13 protein-coding genes and 4 pseudogenes are annotated in these 17,817 nt (G+C 58.8%); 9 read left to right on the forward strand and 8 right to left on the reverse strand.

What is annotated here, in order from left to right:
* The first annotated feature begins 99 nt into the window (after window positions 1-99).
* Window positions 100-1,080, forward strand: a pseudogene (locus LDH74_RS08615) (IS630 family transposase).
* A 400-nt stretch (window positions 1,081-1,480) separates the two neighbouring features.
* On the opposite strand, the gene LDH74_RS08620 reads toward LDH74_RS08615, so the two are convergent.
* Together LDH74_RS08620 and LDH74_RS08625 are read right to left on the reverse strand one after the other, a co-directional pair.
* Window positions 1,481-2,062 (reverse strand): MaoC family dehydratase, encoded by a 582-nt coding sequence (locus tag LDH74_RS08620; RefSeq protein ID WP_226042095.1) that lies wholly within the window; start codon window positions 2,060-2,062, stop codon window positions 1,481-1,483.
* 34 nt (window positions 2,063-2,096) lie between these two features.
* Entirely contained in the window at window positions 2,097-3,353 is a 1,257-nt protein-coding gene (locus LDH74_RS08625) for an acyl-CoA dehydrogenase family protein (protein WP_226042096.1), read from the reverse strand.
* A 432-nt stretch (window positions 3,354-3,785) separates the two neighbouring features.
* On the opposite strand from LDH74_RS08625, the gene LDH74_RS08630 reads away from it, so the two are divergent.
* Window positions 3,786-4,508, forward strand: coding sequence for a cysteine dioxygenase family protein (locus LDH74_RS08630; RefSeq protein ID WP_226042097.1), 723 nt, complete (start codon window positions 3,786-3,788; stop codon window positions 4,506-4,508).
* A 172-nt stretch (window positions 4,509-4,680) separates the two neighbouring features.
* Here the strand turns inward: LDH74_RS08630 and LDH74_RS08635 are convergent, their stop codons facing one another.
* Window positions 4,681-5,097 carry a cupin domain-containing protein gene (locus LDH74_RS08635; protein ID WP_226042098.1) on the reverse strand — a complete coding sequence of 139 codons (417 nt, stop codon included), beginning with the start codon at window positions 5,095-5,097 and terminating at the stop codon, window positions 4,681-4,683.
* A 1,079-nt stretch (window positions 5,098-6,176) separates the two neighbouring features.
* Between LDH74_RS08635 and LDH74_RS08640 the strand changes: the two genes are divergently transcribed.
* Entirely contained in the window at window positions 6,177-6,440 is a 264-nt protein-coding gene (locus LDH74_RS08640; RefSeq protein ID WP_226042514.1) for a hypothetical protein, read from the forward strand.
* Between the two features lie 77 nt (window positions 6,441-6,517).
* Here the strand turns inward: LDH74_RS08640 and LDH74_RS08645 are convergent.
* Window positions 6,518-6,601: pseudogene (locus tag LDH74_RS08645) on the reverse strand (IS5/IS1182 family transposase); the annotation flags it as partial.
* Window positions 6,602-7,017: 416 nt separating this feature from the next.
* On the opposite strand from LDH74_RS08645, the pseudogene LDH74_RS08650 reads away from it, so the two are divergent.
* Window positions 7,018-7,371 (forward strand): annotated as a pseudogene (locus LDH74_RS08650) (hypothetical protein); the annotation flags it as partial.
* A 608-nt stretch (window positions 7,372-7,979) separates the two neighbouring features.
* Here the strand turns inward: LDH74_RS08650 and LDH74_RS08655 are convergent.
* Complete coding sequence (locus LDH74_RS08655; RefSeq protein WP_226042099.1) at window positions 7,980-9,488, reverse strand: class I adenylate-forming enzyme family protein; 1,509 nt, start codon at window positions 9,486-9,488, stop codon at window positions 7,980-7,982.
* A 210-nt stretch (window positions 9,489-9,698) separates the two neighbouring features.
* Entirely contained in the window at window positions 9,699-10,475 is a 777-nt protein-coding gene (locus LDH74_RS08660; protein ID WP_226042100.1) for an IclR family transcriptional regulator, read from the reverse strand.
* Window positions 10,476-10,811: 336 nt separating this feature from the next.
* Between LDH74_RS08660 and LDH74_RS08665 the strand changes: the two genes are divergently transcribed.
* From LDH74_RS08665 to LDH74_RS08680, 4 genes are all read left to right on the forward strand, one after another.
* Window positions 10,812-11,954 carry a hypothetical protein gene (locus LDH74_RS08665; RefSeq protein ID WP_226042101.1) on the forward strand — a complete coding sequence of 381 codons (1,143 nt, stop codon included), beginning with the start codon at window positions 10,812-10,814 and terminating at the stop codon, window positions 11,952-11,954.
* Window positions 11,954-13,708, forward strand: coding sequence for a GMC family oxidoreductase N-terminal domain-containing protein (locus LDH74_RS08670; protein ID WP_226042102.1), 1,755 nt, complete (start codon window positions 11,954-11,956; stop codon window positions 13,706-13,708). Before LDH74_RS08665 ends, LDH74_RS08670 begins: the two co-directional genes overlap by 1 nt.
* Window positions 13,709-13,974: 266 nt before the next feature.
* On the forward strand, window positions 13,975-15,429 hold the full coding sequence (locus LDH74_RS08675) for a lamin tail domain-containing protein (protein WP_226042103.1): 1,455 nt from the start codon (window positions 13,975-13,977) through the stop codon (window positions 15,427-15,429).
* A complete protein-coding gene (locus LDH74_RS08680; protein ID WP_226042104.1) occupies window positions 15,429-15,725 on the forward strand; it encodes a DUF3006 domain-containing protein in 297 nt (98 codons plus the stop codon). The genes LDH74_RS08675 and LDH74_RS08680 overlap by 1 nt, the downstream gene beginning before the upstream one ends.
* A gap of 196 nt (window positions 15,726-15,921) precedes the next feature.
* On the opposite strand, the gene LDH74_RS08685 is transcribed toward LDH74_RS08680, so the two are convergent.
* Entirely contained in the window at window positions 15,922-16,215 is a 294-nt protein-coding gene (locus tag LDH74_RS08685; RefSeq protein WP_226042105.1) for a PadR family transcriptional regulator, read from the reverse strand.
* Between the two features lie 365 nt (window positions 16,216-16,580).
* On the reverse strand, window positions 16,581-17,033 hold the full coding sequence (locus LDH74_RS08690) for a VOC family protein (RefSeq protein ID WP_226042106.1): 453 nt from the start codon (window positions 17,031-17,033) through the stop codon (window positions 16,581-16,583).
* A 104-nt stretch (window positions 17,034-17,137) separates the two neighbouring features.
* Here LDH74_RS08690 and LDH74_RS08695 point away from each other — a divergent pair.
* Window positions 17,138-17,770: pseudogene (locus tag LDH74_RS08695) on the forward strand (IS6 family transposase); the annotation flags it as partial.
* Between the last annotated feature and the right edge of the window lie 47 nt (window positions 17,771-17,817).

The raw sequence follows: 17,817 nt of genomic DNA on the forward strand, positions 1-17,817 counted from the left end.
CGAAGATCTCGCGGTGTCAGAGAAGGTTACACCCGATCGCTGTTGCGCTGGGCTTGATCACGGATGTCCTGAACGGACGTATCGTCTACCTGTTTTCTGATTTCACCAGCGAGTGACGACGAGATCGCTGTCGAAGAATCACAAGATGCCCTCGACAACGTAGAGAGAAGAAGCCGACACAACGTCTATTAGCGGCAATAGCGCACAAAAATGGTCTCAGCCAGACCGAGCTAGCCGAGTGGTACGACGTTCAACGACGGACAATCTATAGCTGGCTCAAACGACTCGACACTGACGAGTCGCTCGAGCAGGCAGTATGATGTTCATAATCTGAGATGAAATGAAAAGCATGAGAAAAATATCAATACGAATTCGAGGAAGCTGTCCACGAATCACCCGAGGAAGTTGGTTTCGATGCGCCGGCGTGGACGCCAGTACTCGTCCTGCAATATCTCGACGAAAGCTCTGCTGTCGACTACTCGATCCCGAGTTGTCGGCGGCTGCTCAAAGAAGCGAAATTGAGGTGTCAAAAACCCGCCGTACAGCCGCGGAATATGAGCCTGACAAGCAAGAAACGTTTCGTAAGGAACCCGAAAAAAGCGGCGGGAAATGGACGCCATGGTGGTCTCTCTTGACCAAACCAAGAAATCCGTCCAAGTCAAGCCGCGTGGGTTCCGCACGGTTCGCGGCTGTCTGTCGAAGTATTCAGGCAATGCGGCTGGACGTGTCTCCCGGGCGTGATCACCGAGGATGGTGATCCCTTTTTTCTTTCGATCCGAAGCGTATGTTACCGCAACCCATCCGGAACATCTCACTTTTGCAGTATACAACGTATTCGAAGATGACTCGATCCTAGTTCTGGATGGAGCACCGTACTTGCTGGCGTCGGTTGTCACAGGCCGCGAGGTCAGTGATGACCTTGTAATCGTCGCGCTGCCGGCGTATTCGACGGAACCGAATTCAGTCAAATCGTGTAGGCGATAGCTGCAACTCCCTCTCAGCACTCGGTTCTTCGACACCCCTGGCGAGTTACCCACAGCGACTGATACCCCTCTTACTCAATCCTCAGTTCAGAAGTGAGCAATTATTCCTGTTACGCCGGCATTCCTTGATATAGACCCTGACAAGTATTCTTACCACGCCCCGATCATCGAACGGGCCCGGTATTTACAATCTTACAGCTGTAATACATAGCGTCGATGCTCTCTAATCCGTCCCGCGGCATGAATGGCATATTTTCTAGAGTGTAGTAGAGTGTATGGGAGAAGAACAAAGACGCGATTGGGAAGTGTGTTCCGTACTGCTGAACATCTTGTGGCGTCCGTTCACGCGAATCACGATCCCGCCCGCGGTACTCAACGTCTTTCGTTCTTCAGGGAGACAGCTGACCATGGCGAGTAAAACCGCTGGCAATCGTTCACAGCGGCGCGCTGATTCCGTTCTCGAGGCTGAGCCCTGATTTCGTCGAGTGCGAACATGCTCAGAGGTCCTCCGGTTGGGTTCCGATCCCCTCCGGCCAGCCCGGCGGCTCCGCGGCGGAGGGGTCGGCGTGTGAGCGTTTCAGCACCATCGGCGTGCGCTCGAGGCTGAGTACAAGGTCGTCGTGCTGGTTGTACGCCCGGAGTTCGGTTTCCACGATGCCGACGTGGTCGCGGGACTCGAGTTCTCGCTTGCTCAGGACCTCGCTCTCGGCGAAGAGGGTGTCTCCGTGGAAGACGGGGCTGTGGTGACGAATATCGTCGTAGCCGAGATTCGCCGTCGCGTTCACGGAAACGTCGATAACGCTCATCCCGACCGCGAGCGCGATGACGAAGGTGCCGTCGACGAGGCGCTCGCCGAACTCCGTCTCCTCGGCATAGGCCTCGTTGAAGTGCATCGGGTTGAGGTTCATCGTCACGTTCGTCATCCAGACGTTGTCCGTCTCGGTGACGGTCCGGCCGAAGGGATGCTTGTAGACGTCGCCGACCGTGAAGTCCTCGTAGTAGCGGCCGTGCCAGCCCTCGACGAGCCGTTTATCTGTCGTTTCCTCGCTGTCGTCCGTCGTCTCGCTGTGGTCCGTCATGGGTTTCTATCGTGGGCCGTGAGTCGTGTTTCGATCAGTACGAGCGCGGCAGGCCGAGTACGTTCTCGCCGAGGTAGTTCAGGGCGAGCTGCTGAGTAATCGGCACGAGCCGAGTCAGTCTGGCTTCGCGGAAGTAGCGCTCGACGTCGTACTCCGTCGCGATGCCGAATCCGCCGTGGGTCTGGACCGCGGCGTCGGCCGCCTCGTAGGCCGCGTCGGCCGCGAGGAACTTCGCCGCGTTCGCGTACGCGCCGAGATCGACGTCCTCGTCCGAGGCCGCTCGGTCGGCCGCGTTGTACGTCAGTTGCTTGGCCGCTTGCAACCGCGCGTAGGCCTCCGCCAGCGGATGCTGGACCGCCTGATTCGAACCGATCGGACGGTCGAACACCTCTCGCTCGTTGGCGTAGTCGACCGCCCGCTCGAGCGCCAGTCGCCCCAGTCCGATACACTCGGCGGCGATGACGAGCCGCTCCTCGTTGAGGCCGTCCAGCACCTGATAGAACCCCTCGCCCTCGACGCCGATCAGGTTCTCGGCGGGGACGCGCAGGTCGTCGAACCAGAGTTCGAACGAGTGAACGAAGTCGCTGGCGGACTTGGGGATCGCCTCCATCTCGAGTGCACCCTGCTCGATGGCGTCCTCGATGTCGACGAGAAACATCGAGATTCCGTGCGTTCGCTTGTCGACGTCCTCGAGCGAAGTCGTCCGCGCGACGAGGACGATGTAGTCGGAGACGTCGACGCGGGAGGTCCAGATCTTCTGACCGTTGATGACGTACTCGTCCCCATCCTCGGAAGCGACGGCTTCCGAGGGGTCAGCCGAGGTTTCCTTGGCGAAGTCTCTCTCCGCGCGTGTTTCGATCGCCGTCGAGTTCGAGCCCGCGTTCGGCTCGGTCAGGCCGAACGCCTGAATCGACGCCTCGCCGTCCGCGACCCGGGGAAGTAGGTCGCGTTTCAGTTCCTCACTGGCGTACTCGACGATGGGGACGGAGTTGTATACGCCGCCGTGGACCGCCTGTGCGGCACTGAATCCGCCGCCGTTCGCGGCGATTTCCTCCATCATGACGACGGTTTCCCGGGTCCCCATTCCGGCACCGCCGTACGCTTCGGGAATGAGGACGCCCATCCATCCGTGGTCGATAAGCGTATCGACGAATTCTCGAGGATACTCGCCAGCTTCGGCCTGGTCGCGCCAGTACTGGCGGTCGAAGTTCGAACAAACGTCGCGGACGCTGGTCTGTACCAACTGCTGACTTTCGGTCAGCGTGACGGCGTCGCTGAGGAGGTGGGCCATCAGTCGCATATCGGTGGAACGTGGTAAAAGTATTGTGTCGTCGTTGGCGAGACGAGTTATCGACAGTCGGTTTGCGGTGCGAAGCGCTGCGAACGAGGGATTCGTCGATCGACGCTCCGTTTCGGCGTCTCCGGGCGAGACGGAGGACTCGCTTGCTGTGAGCAGTTCTCCGACTCGGACGCGACGGGCGGTTACCGTGTACCGGTCGTCGCAACGAGCATCAATTTTCGGGAATTTGAAACGCCAGGTGGAGCATTCCGGCCGCAGAGACGGTCTGTATCGTGACCCCCTCGTCGAAGAAGTCGCGTTCGGCTGCCGCTCCGAACGGGACGGGGCTACTCGCGCCGATTGTGAACTCGAGGGATCGGAGAATTCCGACTGTGGGACGACGGGCGAGCGTTTATGATCGCTGATGACATGCACCACGACACGATGGCGTCAACCGAATCGGACCCCGAACCGGAGTTCATCGACGATACCAATCGACTGCGAGAATTCGTCGAGACGGTGAAAGCGACCGCCGACGAACACGAGGAGGTTCCACCGCTACTCGAGTCGCTGGCGGACCCGTTCGAGGAACTCCTCGCGGACGATGATTGGCTCGCTGAACGGTATCAAGAACTCGCCATGGACGACGTGGACGATAAGGGCAACATGGGAGAGGACATCGCCCAGTGGCTGCTGTACCGGGAGGGGAACAAACTGTCGGTGTTCACGCTCGTCCTTCCGCCGGGCGCCTCGACGCCGGTCCACGATCATCTCGCCTGGGGACTCGTCGGAATCTACGGTGGAACGCAGCGCGAGGACTTCTACCGGCGGGTCGATGACGGGACGAACGACGAAGGTGAGGCGGAACTCGAACGGATTCGGACCGAGCGCATGGAACGCGGTGACTACTACGAACTGATCCCGCCGAACAACGACATCCACTCCGTCGAGACGACGTCGGACGAACCCAGCGTCAGCGTACACCTGCTCGGTGCGGATGTCGGCTGTATCGAACGGCACGCGTTCGACGCCGACGGTGGCTCAGTCGAACTGTTCCATTCCGGGTACACGAACGTCGAGTGCGAGGACGTTCTCGAAACGCCGGATGCGGGGCACGGACACCAGCATGGGCACGAACACGACCATACCCACAACGGCGATACGTGACCGATTGTGGGTAAGTCGGAACGACGACTCGAGCGACGGGATCCATGGCAACAGCCGTCTGGCTGGGATCGTCTCGCCCCTTCCGCTCGCTCAGGTGGACTACCCCACACCACCGTTCCAGTTCCGAAAATTCGAGGGAGATTAGCGGCAACACAGTCGATGTCACGGGCTATCAGTCGTCGATCTCTTCGTCGGAAAGCGAGTGCGGATCACGGCCGGGGTCGTCGACTGATGGCGCGCCGAACGCGAGGACAGCGCCACCATCCTCGCTGATACAGCGATGGCCGTGGCCGATCTTCGGGGCAGCGACCCAGAAGGTCCCCTCGTCGGCCTCGACGAACTCCTCCTCTCCCGAGCGGCCGAGTTTCAGCGAGAACGTTCCCTCGAGGACGTAGAAGAGTTCCTCCTGCTCCGTGTGCGCGTGATATCCGATCTCTTCGCCCTCGTCGAAGTACCAGATCTTCACCGCACTATTCTGACAGTCGAGCTCCTCGTCGACGGCCCGAACGTCCAGATCCGGCGGCATTTCGTCGATTTCAGAGAGGTCGGTAAGCGGTACATCCTCGCTATCGACAACTGTGTACTCCATACCCATGCCACATACTACCTAGAGAAACTATAACTTTCTGATTTCTGCGACGCTCCATCACGAGACCACCTCGTGACGGTGTGCAGAGATAGTTGAAAGAGTACGGCGTGGCGTTTCAACGTGTCCATGCTCTAAAACGCACGACTCGGTCCTCGTATCGGCTATCTAAACCAGACGTTCGTGGAGCGAAATGGAACGCCGCAACCAGTAGACGCTCAATATCCAACTTCATCTTGCTAAGCTTTCTCTTTCAAATACTATTAAGGTTCTAGAATGGTTCGGTATTAACCGGCGCGATCAACAGTCGTAGATAAAGCCGATTTGCATCCCGATACTGGCTATGGCCCGAATCATGCCGCGGTCGACGAGACGGCAATCTGTCCTGACAGCGCAGGATCTTGGCTATACGCCACCGACGATCCCGAAACGAGCGAATTTGAATATACAACCGTTGGGGCGCACAGAAACGAGGGTATTGTAATCCGTTTTTCTCGATCGAGAGACAAGACGTCGAGGATGCCGTGTTGCTCGTCGATAAAGAGCGATCGTTGAACGGCACCTGTCAACGATACGGTTTCGGTTACAGAGACGGAAACCGGAGCCGTGTAGAAATATAAATAAAGAGATGAATCCTCATAACTACTTGATTTCAGACTTTTACAACAACACGGACCAGAAACGGCTGATGAGGGATCGGGATCGTTCACCTTCGCGTTACGTTGTTCGGCTGCATACGATGGTGCTCGCGCACCTGACATTCATCAAATTTGGACGCCAACCGCGGCGAAGCAGATGTCCACGGCCTCGCACAGTGCACAATACGTTCGCGGCTCGTTGAGCAGGTAGCCACCGGCCTCGAGTGGAGTCAGTAGTGCTAGTGGTTCACGCTGGTTACTGAACTCGTCACGACGATTCCGGTCTGGCTACAGTTCCGGTCGTACCAGTAGCCTCCCTTGAGATTGGGATCGCTGCTCGTGTGATTCGTTTCTCGAGACCGTCTTCGTACGTGTAGCTAATTTACGCATTCTGGGGAGTATTCTTAAGCAATGAGAGAGCGATGGTGTTCACACGAACCCGAGATGAACGATCTCACCGATCCGCGGCCACCGCTTCCGGAGTGGATTTTGGATTCGTACGACCTCCTTTGTACTCACAGCCACGATTCGGACGATCACGAAGACGTGCAGTCGATCTCGCGCGAGCAAGCGTTCGAGATCCTCCTCGAAGCCGACGAACTGGAACTCGAGTCTGCGGACGCGGACCATGCAATTACCCGACTGCTCGAGCGGGGCTACTTCTACGAAGTCGATGATGAACTTCGTGTAACGGTGTCAGAAAATTGAGTTCGTTCTGTGCGCCAGAGTTGGAAATTCCCTGCCGCGTACAGTTTCGGATCGAACGACAAACGAGGTGAACTCAAATGCTTGATCAGTGGACGTACCTCGTATTGACGGGCAAGTCGCTTGATTTTCTGGTCGTCACGCTCTTTGTCACCAAGAAGAATGTAATACGTTCGGAGTAGGATGCCGGATCCGTTGAGACTGAGTCATCAGCGGTGACCAACATAGCATTATCGCATGGTACGAGTAGTAATGACGACCGGCGTCGTGACGATTGTGGCGAGCGGAGGCCGAGAGCGTTCCGAAGAGAACGATCGAAGCCATGGTATACTGGTTTCAGCCCATCACGCCAAGGCTCTGCTTCCGTGAAGCGTCATCCATAGGATAGGACAGTAGTAGTATGCAATCGGGGTATTATCTATTGACACAAGGTGGAAAAAGGCGTTCGTAGTAGATATTACCTTTAATTTCCCAAGCGTTTCGCCAGTAATAGTGACATTCTCTAATACCAAATTACAATGGAAAATGTGTTTTCACCCCTGAAGTATATTCTCTAATCAACCACCTAATGAACGAAATGATGGGCAAACAAGACTTTTCCTCTAGCGATGGAAAACCGGACGAGATATCGAAACTCTCCAAAGACGAAATCTTTCATCTCCTCCAAGCAAGCCGTAGAAGAGATGTAATCGCCTACCTGATGGATAACGATGAACCGATCAAGATGGGGGACCTCGCCGAGATCGTTTCGGCAAAAGAACACGATACGACTGTCGCAGAGCTAACCTCCACCCAACGCCAGCGCGTCTATATCCCGCTTTACCAAGAACATCTCCCGAAACTCGATACGAAGGGAATTATTGAATACAACCAGCAACGCGGAATCGTCCGACCAACTGACCGATTAGCTCTCTTTCAACCACATCTCGAAGCAGTGGATACAATCGACGGAGTTGAGTATGCGGATACCGGTCCTATCCGCTCCCTTATCGCGCGTGGCATTAGTTTCGTTGCATAATGAAATTGAATGAATCGGTAGCCTGCTTCCTGCCTCCGTAATCAGGCTACTTCCACCTCCACCATGAGTCGGGGCGGTATCGTAGCAACCAGCACGGTACTCTTCGTTGCCCTTCTCGTCAGCGGCCAATTCTTGAGGGTTCACTCCTGAGAACTCTATACAGGGGATAGTAGCACGGTTTCGGTATTCAGAAGAACTCACGAAACTCGCGGTACGTATAGGCGGAGAAGTGCACACTCACCGCGAGCGAACCGAGTGAGCGAGCGGGCCGACGACCGACCCGTAGGGGAGGGAGGAGTGCATTTAATCAACATTTTGCCGAGCGACCGAGCGCTTGCGAGGGAGCGCAGAGCAAAATGTTGGAACGTATAGTGAGCGTGTATTCCGCGCTAAAACATACCTGAATGGTGGGATTTCAACATACCCTCGAGGATCAGTATCGAGTCTGTACTTTCCGAACGCACTGTTCAACGGCGACGACCCGATCCAGTGAAGCGCAGATCGTTGAGAGCAAAAGCCCGGATTCAGGTAGACGAGAGTGTCCCAAACAGTTCCCCGAGCGCGACGCGATCGATCTTCCCTGTCGCCGTCCGAGGAATGTCGTCGACGAATTCGATTCGTTCCGGCGCCTCGTGTTCTCTGAGTTGGGCGGCACAAACCTCGCGAATTCGAGCTTCGGTGATATCTCCGTCACGCGTGACGATGGCCGTGATGACTGCTCCCTGACGATCGTCGAGGGCATCGATGATCGCCGCCCCCGTGACGCCGTCGATCTCGTAGAGGACCTCCTCGATTTCGCGCGGGAAGACGTTCGCACAACCGACGGTGAACATGTCCCCGCGTCGACCGACGACGAAGAGGTGACCGTCCTCGTCGAGGTATCCGATATCGTCCGAGCGGAGCCATCGGTTTCCATCCCTCTCGACGAAGGACTCGGCCTCGCGCTGTCGTCGCTCGAATCCCGGTGTCACCGTGTCGCCCCGCCAGAGCAGTTCGCCGCGCTCACCGCGGTCGACCGGCTGCCCCGTTTCGATATCTTCGATGCGCAGGTCGACGACTTCGCGAGCGGGTGGGCCGACACTACCCGGCTTTCGCACCGCCGTATCAGGTCGATTGAACGCCGCTAGCGGTGTCGTCTCGGTCATCCCGTACCCCTCGAGCACCGTCGCGTCGAGTGTCGCCTCCGCATCCTCGAACTGTTCCGTCGGCATCGGTGCACCACCGACGACGACCCGCTGCAGTGACGAGAGATCGTAGTCGTCGACGTCGTCATCGGCAAGCAGAGAGCTCATCATGTCCGGTGTCAGGAAAGTGTAGGTGACGTTGCGATTTTCGATGGTCTCCGCGACGGAAATGGGATCCCAGCTCGGCAGAAGCCAGTTCTCCGCCTCGGCGAGGAGTAGTGGGGTCGTCGTGACGTTGAGGCCAGTGACGTGGAAACAGTTACTCACCGTTAGACCGACATCGTCCCGCGTCAGGCGATGATAGATACGAATTCCGCGCGCGTTGGCGATGACGTTGCCGTGAGTATGCCGAACGCCTTTCGGCCGCCCGGTCGTCCCGCTGCTGTAGACGACCGCTGCCGTCTCGTCGCTCCGCCGCGGATGTACAGTGTACGTGTCGGCTGCTTCCTCGAGCAAGGTATGGAAGTTAGCACCCACACTTCCATCGATAGTTACCGCTGTTTCCACGTGAGTTGCAACCGATTCGAACGCCTGGTCGGTCACAATTACCGAGCTGTCACTGGTGTCGAGCACGTAGTGGATCTGCTCGTCGGTGAATCGCGTGTTGACGGGAACGGGGACGGCCCCGCGCTTCATCGCGCCGAGGTACGCTGTCAGGAACGCGACCTGATTTCGGAGACAGATTGCGACGCGGTCGTCGGGCGCCACACTGCGCGCCGCAAAGACGTTCGCTGCTGCGTTGGACGCTGCCGACAGTTCAGCGTACGTTAACTGCCGCTCCGGGTCCCCTACCGCCCGCGCATCCGGAGTATTCCTCGCGATGTGGTCGACGACGTTTCCGAAGTTCATAGGCGGACGAATTACCTACCGGACCATCTGACTTTTTGAAAAACCAGCTACATGTCAGATTAAACTCATAACTAGTTGTAAGTCGTTTACTTCGAGATTTCGACTCACGCGCTGATCTGAAATTCCCCTACGTGTGCCATATTGTGGGACGGAAGTGCGAGCGAACTCCGTGATGGAGACCACGCGGCAGGACCCTTCTCGAGACTGAGCTTACTCGAGGCTATCGAAGACGATGTCTGCCCTGATGTCGTCCGCAGTTTCTTTAACGAGGCCGGGAAGCCCCTCGTCGAGTGCCTCTTGCATCTCGTGCCCAGCGCCGTATGCGGCGACTGCGCCGTGAACGGTCCGTTCGGTCGCGATGGGAGCGGCGACACCGAGCATTCCACTGACGAGTTCTCCCTGATCGACGGCGTACCCCCGCTCGCGTATCGTCTCGAGTTCGGATCGGAGCTCGTCCTCGTCCGTTACGGTCAGTTCCGTCCGGGGCGCCAGACCCGTCCGATCGATCACCGCCGTAATCCGTTCAGGCGGCAGGTGAGCGAGGAGCGCCTTGCCCGGCGCATTCGTGTGGAGATACGCGCGCATCGGATACGTCCGTTGAACGGGCCGGGCTCCCTCGTCGGGAACCCACTGCGTCGACTGAATGACTACCGTCTCTCCGTTTTCCTCGACGGCGAGTTGACAGTATCTGCCGGATTGCTCCGCGAGCGCCTCGATGGCGTCGCGACCGTGCTGGAATACCGCCCGCGAGTTTCGCGATTTCTGCCCCAGGTGGAGATATCGAGCCCCGAGGCGGTACGTCCCGTCTTCTTCGACGAGATAGCCCAGCGTCGCGAGCGTGCGGAGGTGGTTGTGAACGGTGCTCTTCGGAAGCCTCAGCGCGTCCGCGAGCTCGGTCGCCCCCGCTCGGTCACGGTCGCAGATCTCGTCGACGATCGTATACGACCGTTTTATCGAGTTGATCGGGACAGATGGGTCCTCGTCCATATACTCTCGTGGGTGTTGGCTCCCCTTGAAACTGTGCGACATTGTGGGACGGAACTGCCTCAATTACACACATTCAGTATTACAGAAATTAGGAAATATAAAAATACTAGTATTACTACGAGGCGGAAATTTTGAATTCGATATGGCGGTTAGAGATATTATTATAGAACCTATAACGCCTATTGGTCGCCCTATATGGCCCACATATATGATGGTGTAACTCTATAATAATGTAGTTTGTATCAGTTGCATAGATTTATACGCTATATTCTGGTTCAGTTGTGATGGAGTCACACAGTGACTGACCGATAGTTGCTGACGTGGCCCGGACACACCATGCAAGAGAACGATAGGAGTCAGATAGGCCGACGGGGAGTCGTGAAGGGCATCGGCGGACTCGCAGCGCTGTCCATGTCGAACGCGACCTTCGCGACTGCACAGGCAGCGATGGATTCGCCACTACAGAGTGATCCGCACACCGCGGACACGTACCGATCGATCGTCGACGCGATCGTGCCACGGACGCCACAGCTCGAGGACGAGCTCGGGCCGGAGCACGTTCCGGGCGGTATCGACGTCGAGTTGGAGAAGTTCCTCATCTGGGACTTCAACCACTTTCAGGAGATCCGCGCCGAGATGGTGACCGAGAAGGACGACCTCCTCGAGAGTACGCTCTCCAGCGATTCGGGACCGGAGATGCCGCGGAGCCTATTCGAGGTAACGGTCGATACGACGGGGCTCGGCTCCGATCTGGATGCGCTCCTGGACCTCGCGGATATCAGCCTCCTGGACCTCGATCTGGACGGCGAAGCCCTCGAGGAACACCTCACGTTCGGACCGATCGAACGCTTCGAGATCGGGTTCGCTGACCTCGACGATGCGGCCGAAGGAGTGGCCGAGTTCGACTTAGTCGTCGAGACGGCCAACGAGACCGTCCACCGCGTCCTCCAAAACTACCCCTATGCGGCGCTCTTTACGCTCGTGTTCGACCTCGCAGCCGCGGAGTTCGTCGCGCTCGGAAAGAACGAAGACCCCGTTTCGCCGAACGAGCAGTTCCCGGGCGGCGGGACGTTCACCAGGCTCTCTCGAGAGGACCGACTTCGGTGTCTGTGGACCATCATCGACGGGGGCGTCATCGACAGGCTCGACGACCTCCTGTCGCCGCTCGTGCCCGACGCCGGCATCCTGAAGTACGTCGTCATGGCGGTCAACGGCCTCCACGGCTTCGGCTACTACACCGAGTGGTCGGGATACGGTGACACGAAGACGAACACGCCCAACGAACGCGAAATGCAGACGGAACCGGGAGCAGTCCAGAGTCACCAGCAAAGCGGCTATCCGGGGCCGGCACCGGGGTACGCGGCCGATTGGCGCCACGCCGTTCCGGGCGGATTCAGCGACCCGAAAGCGAAGAACCTGAACCTTCCGGACGATCTGACCGGCGACGACGTCATCGACGGGATCGGAGGTGACACCTGATGAACGATCCCGATGTCGTCGTGATCGGTGCCGGTGCGGACGGTCCCGCCGCCGCGTCACGACTCGCCCGCGAGCACGGCCTCGACGTTCTTATCCTCGAGGGTGGCCCGTGGCACGGCAACGACCAGTGGCCCGAGCCACACGCCGACGCCGGCGGGACGGTGAGTACGGATCCCGACGACCTCGACGGAAAGCTCCTGGACGAGCAGTTCACCCACCGGGAAGCCGACGCGAACGACCCTACCCACGGGTACCTCCGCGTGGGGCCGGCGGACCACTCGCGAGCGCCGTGGTTCCGAAACCTCCACCAGAACGCGTTTATCTGGCAGGTCGGCGCGGTCGGTGGCACCTCGCTCCACTACTTCGCGAACCATCCTCGAGCATACCCCCACGCCATCGACGAGCAGGATCACTGGCCCATCTCCTACGAGGAACTCGTCCCGTACTACCAGCTCAACGAAGAAGTGACGAGCACCCAGCAAGCGCCGATGACGGCGAAGGAGGAGGTATTCATCGAGGGCGCGACGAACGTCGGCTACCCGCGGATCGACACGAAAAACGTCACGGAGACGGGCTGGCGACCCCAGGCGAACGCAGTCTCGGACCCCGGAGAGGAGACCGCGACTAACCAACCGCTCGACGCCGACTACGAGGGGTCGTTCAGCTACGACGACGGGTTCCGCGGCGACACGCTCGTCGGGGATCACTTCCAGGGTGGGTCGACACCCGTCGACGCACCGGTTCGCGAAAAGTCTCGGAAGTCCGCCAACGTGAGCTGGGTTCCGCGAGCGCTCGACACCAACGACAACTCCGACGCGGGGAACGTCGCGATTCGCCCGAACGCCTTCGTCACGAATATCGAGACGAACGACGGGTTCGGGACGATAGAGGCGACCGGCGTCACGTTCCGCGACTCCTGGTCGGGCTCCTCACAAACCGTTTCGGCCGACGCCGTCGTCCTCGCTGCCGGCTGCATCGAGTCGCCACGGCTCTGGCTCAACTCGGGCCTGCCGGACGACGGCTGGGTCGGAAAGGGGCTCACGACCCACTGGTTCGATTGGGTCGTCGGCGTCTACGACGACGATACCGTCGCCGAGATCAACCCCGAGAACGAACACATGGACCCCTACGTGGGGCACAACTCTGCAGTTCGGTTCGACAAGCCCGGCGTCGGCGGCATGGAAGACATCGGCATGTCTCCCGGCCTCGTCTCCTACGCCGACTACCTCTTCACCGAAGCCGGGTACAGCTTCGACACCCCGGTCGACCCCGGCGAGCCGTGGGACACCCGCGGCTACGTCGTCGGCGAGGAGCTCAAGCGAAAGATGTCGGATTACAGGCAGACGAAGGCGCTCCTGATTCTCACTGACGACCTCCCGCGCCAGGACAACGGCGTCTCGCTGGACAATACCTTCAGCGACGAGCACGGGCCGGTCCCGAAGGTCAAGTACGAACCGCATCCGGACGACGACGCGAAGCGCGACGAACTCGCACGCATCGCCGCGAACATCCATCGAGAGGCCGGCGCCGAACACGTCCACCGCAGCGAGTGGCCACCCTTGCTGCTCCACATGCAGTCCACGATGCGAATGGGGAAAGTCCTCGACGAGAACGCCGAGGCGAAGAACGTCTCGAGGCTGTTCGTCGCTGACCACTCCGCGCTGGCGAACGGGGTCGGCGGCCCGAACCCGACCAACACCGGGCAGGCGCTCGCACTGCGAACCGCCGATCGCATCGGCGACCTCTACTTCTAACCGCTCTTCTCTCGAGTCCCGTTTCGGTCACTGGGCACAGCACGGAACAGGGTTGGCAACCGTATTCCGTACAAAGACGCGCCCTGTCGGCTCAGCCGGCCCGTTCCCCTGAGACGAAGCGTGGGTACGGGCGTACTCGACGAGTGGGAGTCGGCTATCGGGGCGACGAACGGTCAGATCGAGTACGAGTGACAACGTGTGAGAGTAGTCCGTTCTCCGTCGTCGATGGCGGGTACAGCTATGCATCTCCGTCCTGTGAGGGACCCATGATGCGGAGGCGGCTCCTCAGCGTACTCATCGTTATCGTCCTCGTCACTCTCGCAGGGTGTGGTGGAGTGATCAGTGACGAATCCACGTCGCCGGATGAAACGACGGGGCCAACACCTGAATCGCCGGGTGAGACACGGGACGAGCGAACGGGGAGTCCGAACGGAACCCTGTCGGTCACGTTCATCAATGTGGGCCAAGGCTCGAGTACGCTGATCGTCGGCCCGACGAACGAGACGATGCTCATCGACTCGGGGGACTGGTCTGACGACGGCGAAGACGTGCTCGCCTCTCTCAAGAAGCACAATATCGATCGAATCGACTCCCTCGTGACGACACACGCCGACGCGGATCATATCGGCGGCCACGAGGCCGTCATCGACTACTTCGAGACGGAAGGCGATGGAATCGGCGCCGTGTACGATTCCGGGATCACGTCGACGTCCCAGACCTATGAGGGATATCTGGATGCGATCGACGAACACAACGTGACGTTGTACGAGACGCGAGCGGGTGACCCGATTCCGTTCGAGGGGGTCGAAACGCAAGTGCTCGCGCCGCCTGAGGGGTATATCGCGGACGGTGATCGAAACGAGAACAGTATCGTCCTTCGGCTCGGCTTCGGCCGCTCGAGCTTCCTGCTTCCCGGGGACGGAGGGACGACCAGTGAGCAGTTCCTCGTCGACGAATACGGGGCCGGCCTCAACGCGACGGTCTTGAGTGCCGGCCATCACGGGAGTCAATCGAGTTCGGGAAGCCAGTTCCTCGACGTCACCGACCCGCACATCGCCGTCGTCTCGAGCGCGTACGACTCCCAGTACGGCCATCCCCACGAATCGGTCCTCGATCGGTTTTCCCAGCAGTCGATTCGTACCTACTGGACGGCGACGCACGGAAACGTCCGGTTGACGAGCAACGGGTCCGCGATCACGGTCGCGACCCAGCGCGATGCACCGACTGCGCCGCTGGCACTTCGAGACGGGGAGCCGATCGAACCCGGTGTCGATGATGATCTCCAGATTCGGACAGTGATCTCGATTACGGAGTCGACGACAGCACCGGCCGTGCCCGATGGTGGAACGGAAACCGACCCAACAGAGCCGACAGAGCCGACAGAGAAAGCGGGAGCGTTGTCGATCGCCACGATCCACGAGGACGCCTCCGGGGACGAGAGCGACAACCTGAACGACGAGTATATCGTCTTCGAAAACACCGGCGACCAACCGCTCGAGCTCGCCGGCTGGTCGGTCGCCGATGAAGCGGATCACACCTACACGTTCCCGAGCGAGTTCGCGCTCGACCCGGGCGCACAGGTCACCCTCCACACCGGCAGCGGAACGGATTCATCGAGCGGTCTCTACTGGGATTCGGGCCGTGCAATCTGGAACAACGACGGCGATACCGTTACCGTGCGAAACGACAGCGGGACCGTCGTACTCGAGGAGGAATACTAATGACACCCGACGGAATCTATACGGCGGTCGTGGACCGGTTTGAGGACGACCTCGCGGTATTGTTGCTCGAGGACGATGGCGACGCGGTCGACCAAGCAGTCCTCGACACGGAGCGACTCCCTGAAGACGCTCGTTACGTCGATGCAGTAGTGAGCGTCGAACTCGAGGACGAAGAAGTGATCGACATCACGTCCGAAGAACGTGAGACGGTGGAGCGCTCTGAGCGAGCCCAACGGCGATTTGACGAGCTATCCCAGCGTCCCCCGTCACCAGAGGACGAGTCAGAGACGTCCTGAACGTGTCCGTTGTCGGTTGAGCGGGATTCACTCCTGTGCTCCTCCCTCGAGCGGGGATCGATTCAGCGGCGCTGAGGTTCGTATAGCTAACGCAATAGAGAACTGAGAGAGGGTGATATCCCCATTTAAGAACGGAGAGCGGTGTCACGAGAGCTCCACGCACTGTCGAGTACGGAGATTCGCCTACTGCGATCCGTTACTCCGATTCGGAAAGCAACTCGCCGACGTACTGGTCTTCCCACTCTCGGCGAGCCTCGAGTTCACGCCGACCGCGAGCCGTAATCGTGTAGTAATTCGTTCGCTGGTCGAGTTCGCCTTTCTCGACGAGGCCCTTGTCGACGACCTCGTCGAGGTTCGGATAGAGCCGCCCGTGATGGATCTCTTTTTCGTAGTAGTTCTCGAGTTCGTCTTTGATCGCGAGGCCGTGCGGGTCGTCTTGCCCGGCGATCGTATACAGCAGGTCGCGCTGGAAACCAGTGAGATCGTGCATATCGAAGTTTCCGTGTGTTAGCAGTTAAGGATTCCGAGAACGAACGGACGGATTTAACGTGTCGGACAAGCGCCGAGTCATGTGTATTCCCGTCCGACAGAGGTTTTCTCGGGGGGAATCTGTTGAAAGGGCTCAATTGGATCCCAAGACGGCGACGGGATTCAACGCTGAATCGCCCAGTTGCTGTTGTATACGAAGGCGACGAGGACGAGTTCGCGGAATTGACGAAACCAGCTGCGGCGTCGATGGTTTCGCGGCCGGACGTACCCGAGGCGGGTACCGCCGATGACGTTGAGCGGGGATCCTCGTCCGCGATATCGCCGCTCGTCCCGGCCAGATATAAAAGCCGAGAGCCGTACGGCCGCCTAGCTCGCTCCCTCGGAGGCGATCTGCTCGGCGAGCTCGACGATCAATCCTTCAGGACCGCGGACATAGCAGAGGCGATACGTGTCCTCGAAATCACGGATCTCGCCGACCGTGTCGAAGCCTTTGGCTCGCAGTCCGTCGACGATCGTGTTGAGGTCATCGACCGCGATAGCGATGTGGCGGAAGCCCAGCCGGTTCGCCGGTAAGGGGTTCGCACCCTCGGTGTCAGCCGGCTCATGGAACTTGATGAGTTCCAGCTTGCCGCTGCCGTCCGGCGTCCGCACCATCACGATCTCCACTCGGACGCCGTCGAGCCCGACGACCTCGTCCACCCACTCACCCTCGACCGGCCCGCCGCCCTCGCGCTCGAATCCCAGATCGAAGAAGAACGCAGCCGTAGCGTCAAGGTCATCGACAACAACACCCATATGATCGAGGCGCGGCAACTCCATATCATTCACTCTTAGACGGCCCTTATATTGAATCTTAGCAGGTGTCAGGGTGGTTCTGTTTCGTTAAGCGTGAAAAGTGAGGCGGTACGATTTTGTGGTGCTCTATGCCAAAAATCCACCGCCTCAGTGGATGTAGCGACTGGATCGATTTGAGTTTCGTGGAGCGAGAGCGGACGCCGCGTCAGCTGATGGAGCTCGGTATTCGGCTCCATCTTGCAGGTTTTTCGCTTTCGAATACCGTTCGAGAATTGGAGAAGTTCGGTGTCGAACGGAGTCGCAAGGCAGTCCACGATTGGGTTCATAAGTGCGATCTACAGCCGGCAGATGATGAGAAGCCGAATCACGTCGCGCTTGACGAGACAGTGATTCAACTCGATGAATATCGGTATTGGCTGTTCACTACTGTCGATCCGGAAACGAACAAAATCGACCATATACGGCTGTATTCGACGACTAAGGCCGTGTTGACAGAACGAGTTCTGCAGGAACTCACTGAGAAACATGACCTCGACGATGCCGTGTTTCTCGTCGATGGAGCAAAACATCTCCAGACTGCACTCCATCGATCTGGGCTCCGATTTCGATACGAAAAACATGGAAATCGGAACGCTGTAGAACGTGTCTTTCGTGAGATAAAACGACGTACCTCTTCGTTCCCAAACTGCTTCAGTCACGCAAAATCATCAACAGCAGAGTCATGGCTCCAAGCCTTCGCTGTCTGGCACAATGCTACAAACGAAACACGACCGGTGATCAGCGGCATATTTTTAGGGACTACCGGCAT

The organism is Natrinema sp. DC36 (assembly GCF_020405225.1).
GTDB lineage: Archaea > Halobacteriota > Halobacteria > Halobacteriales > Natrialbaceae > Natrinema.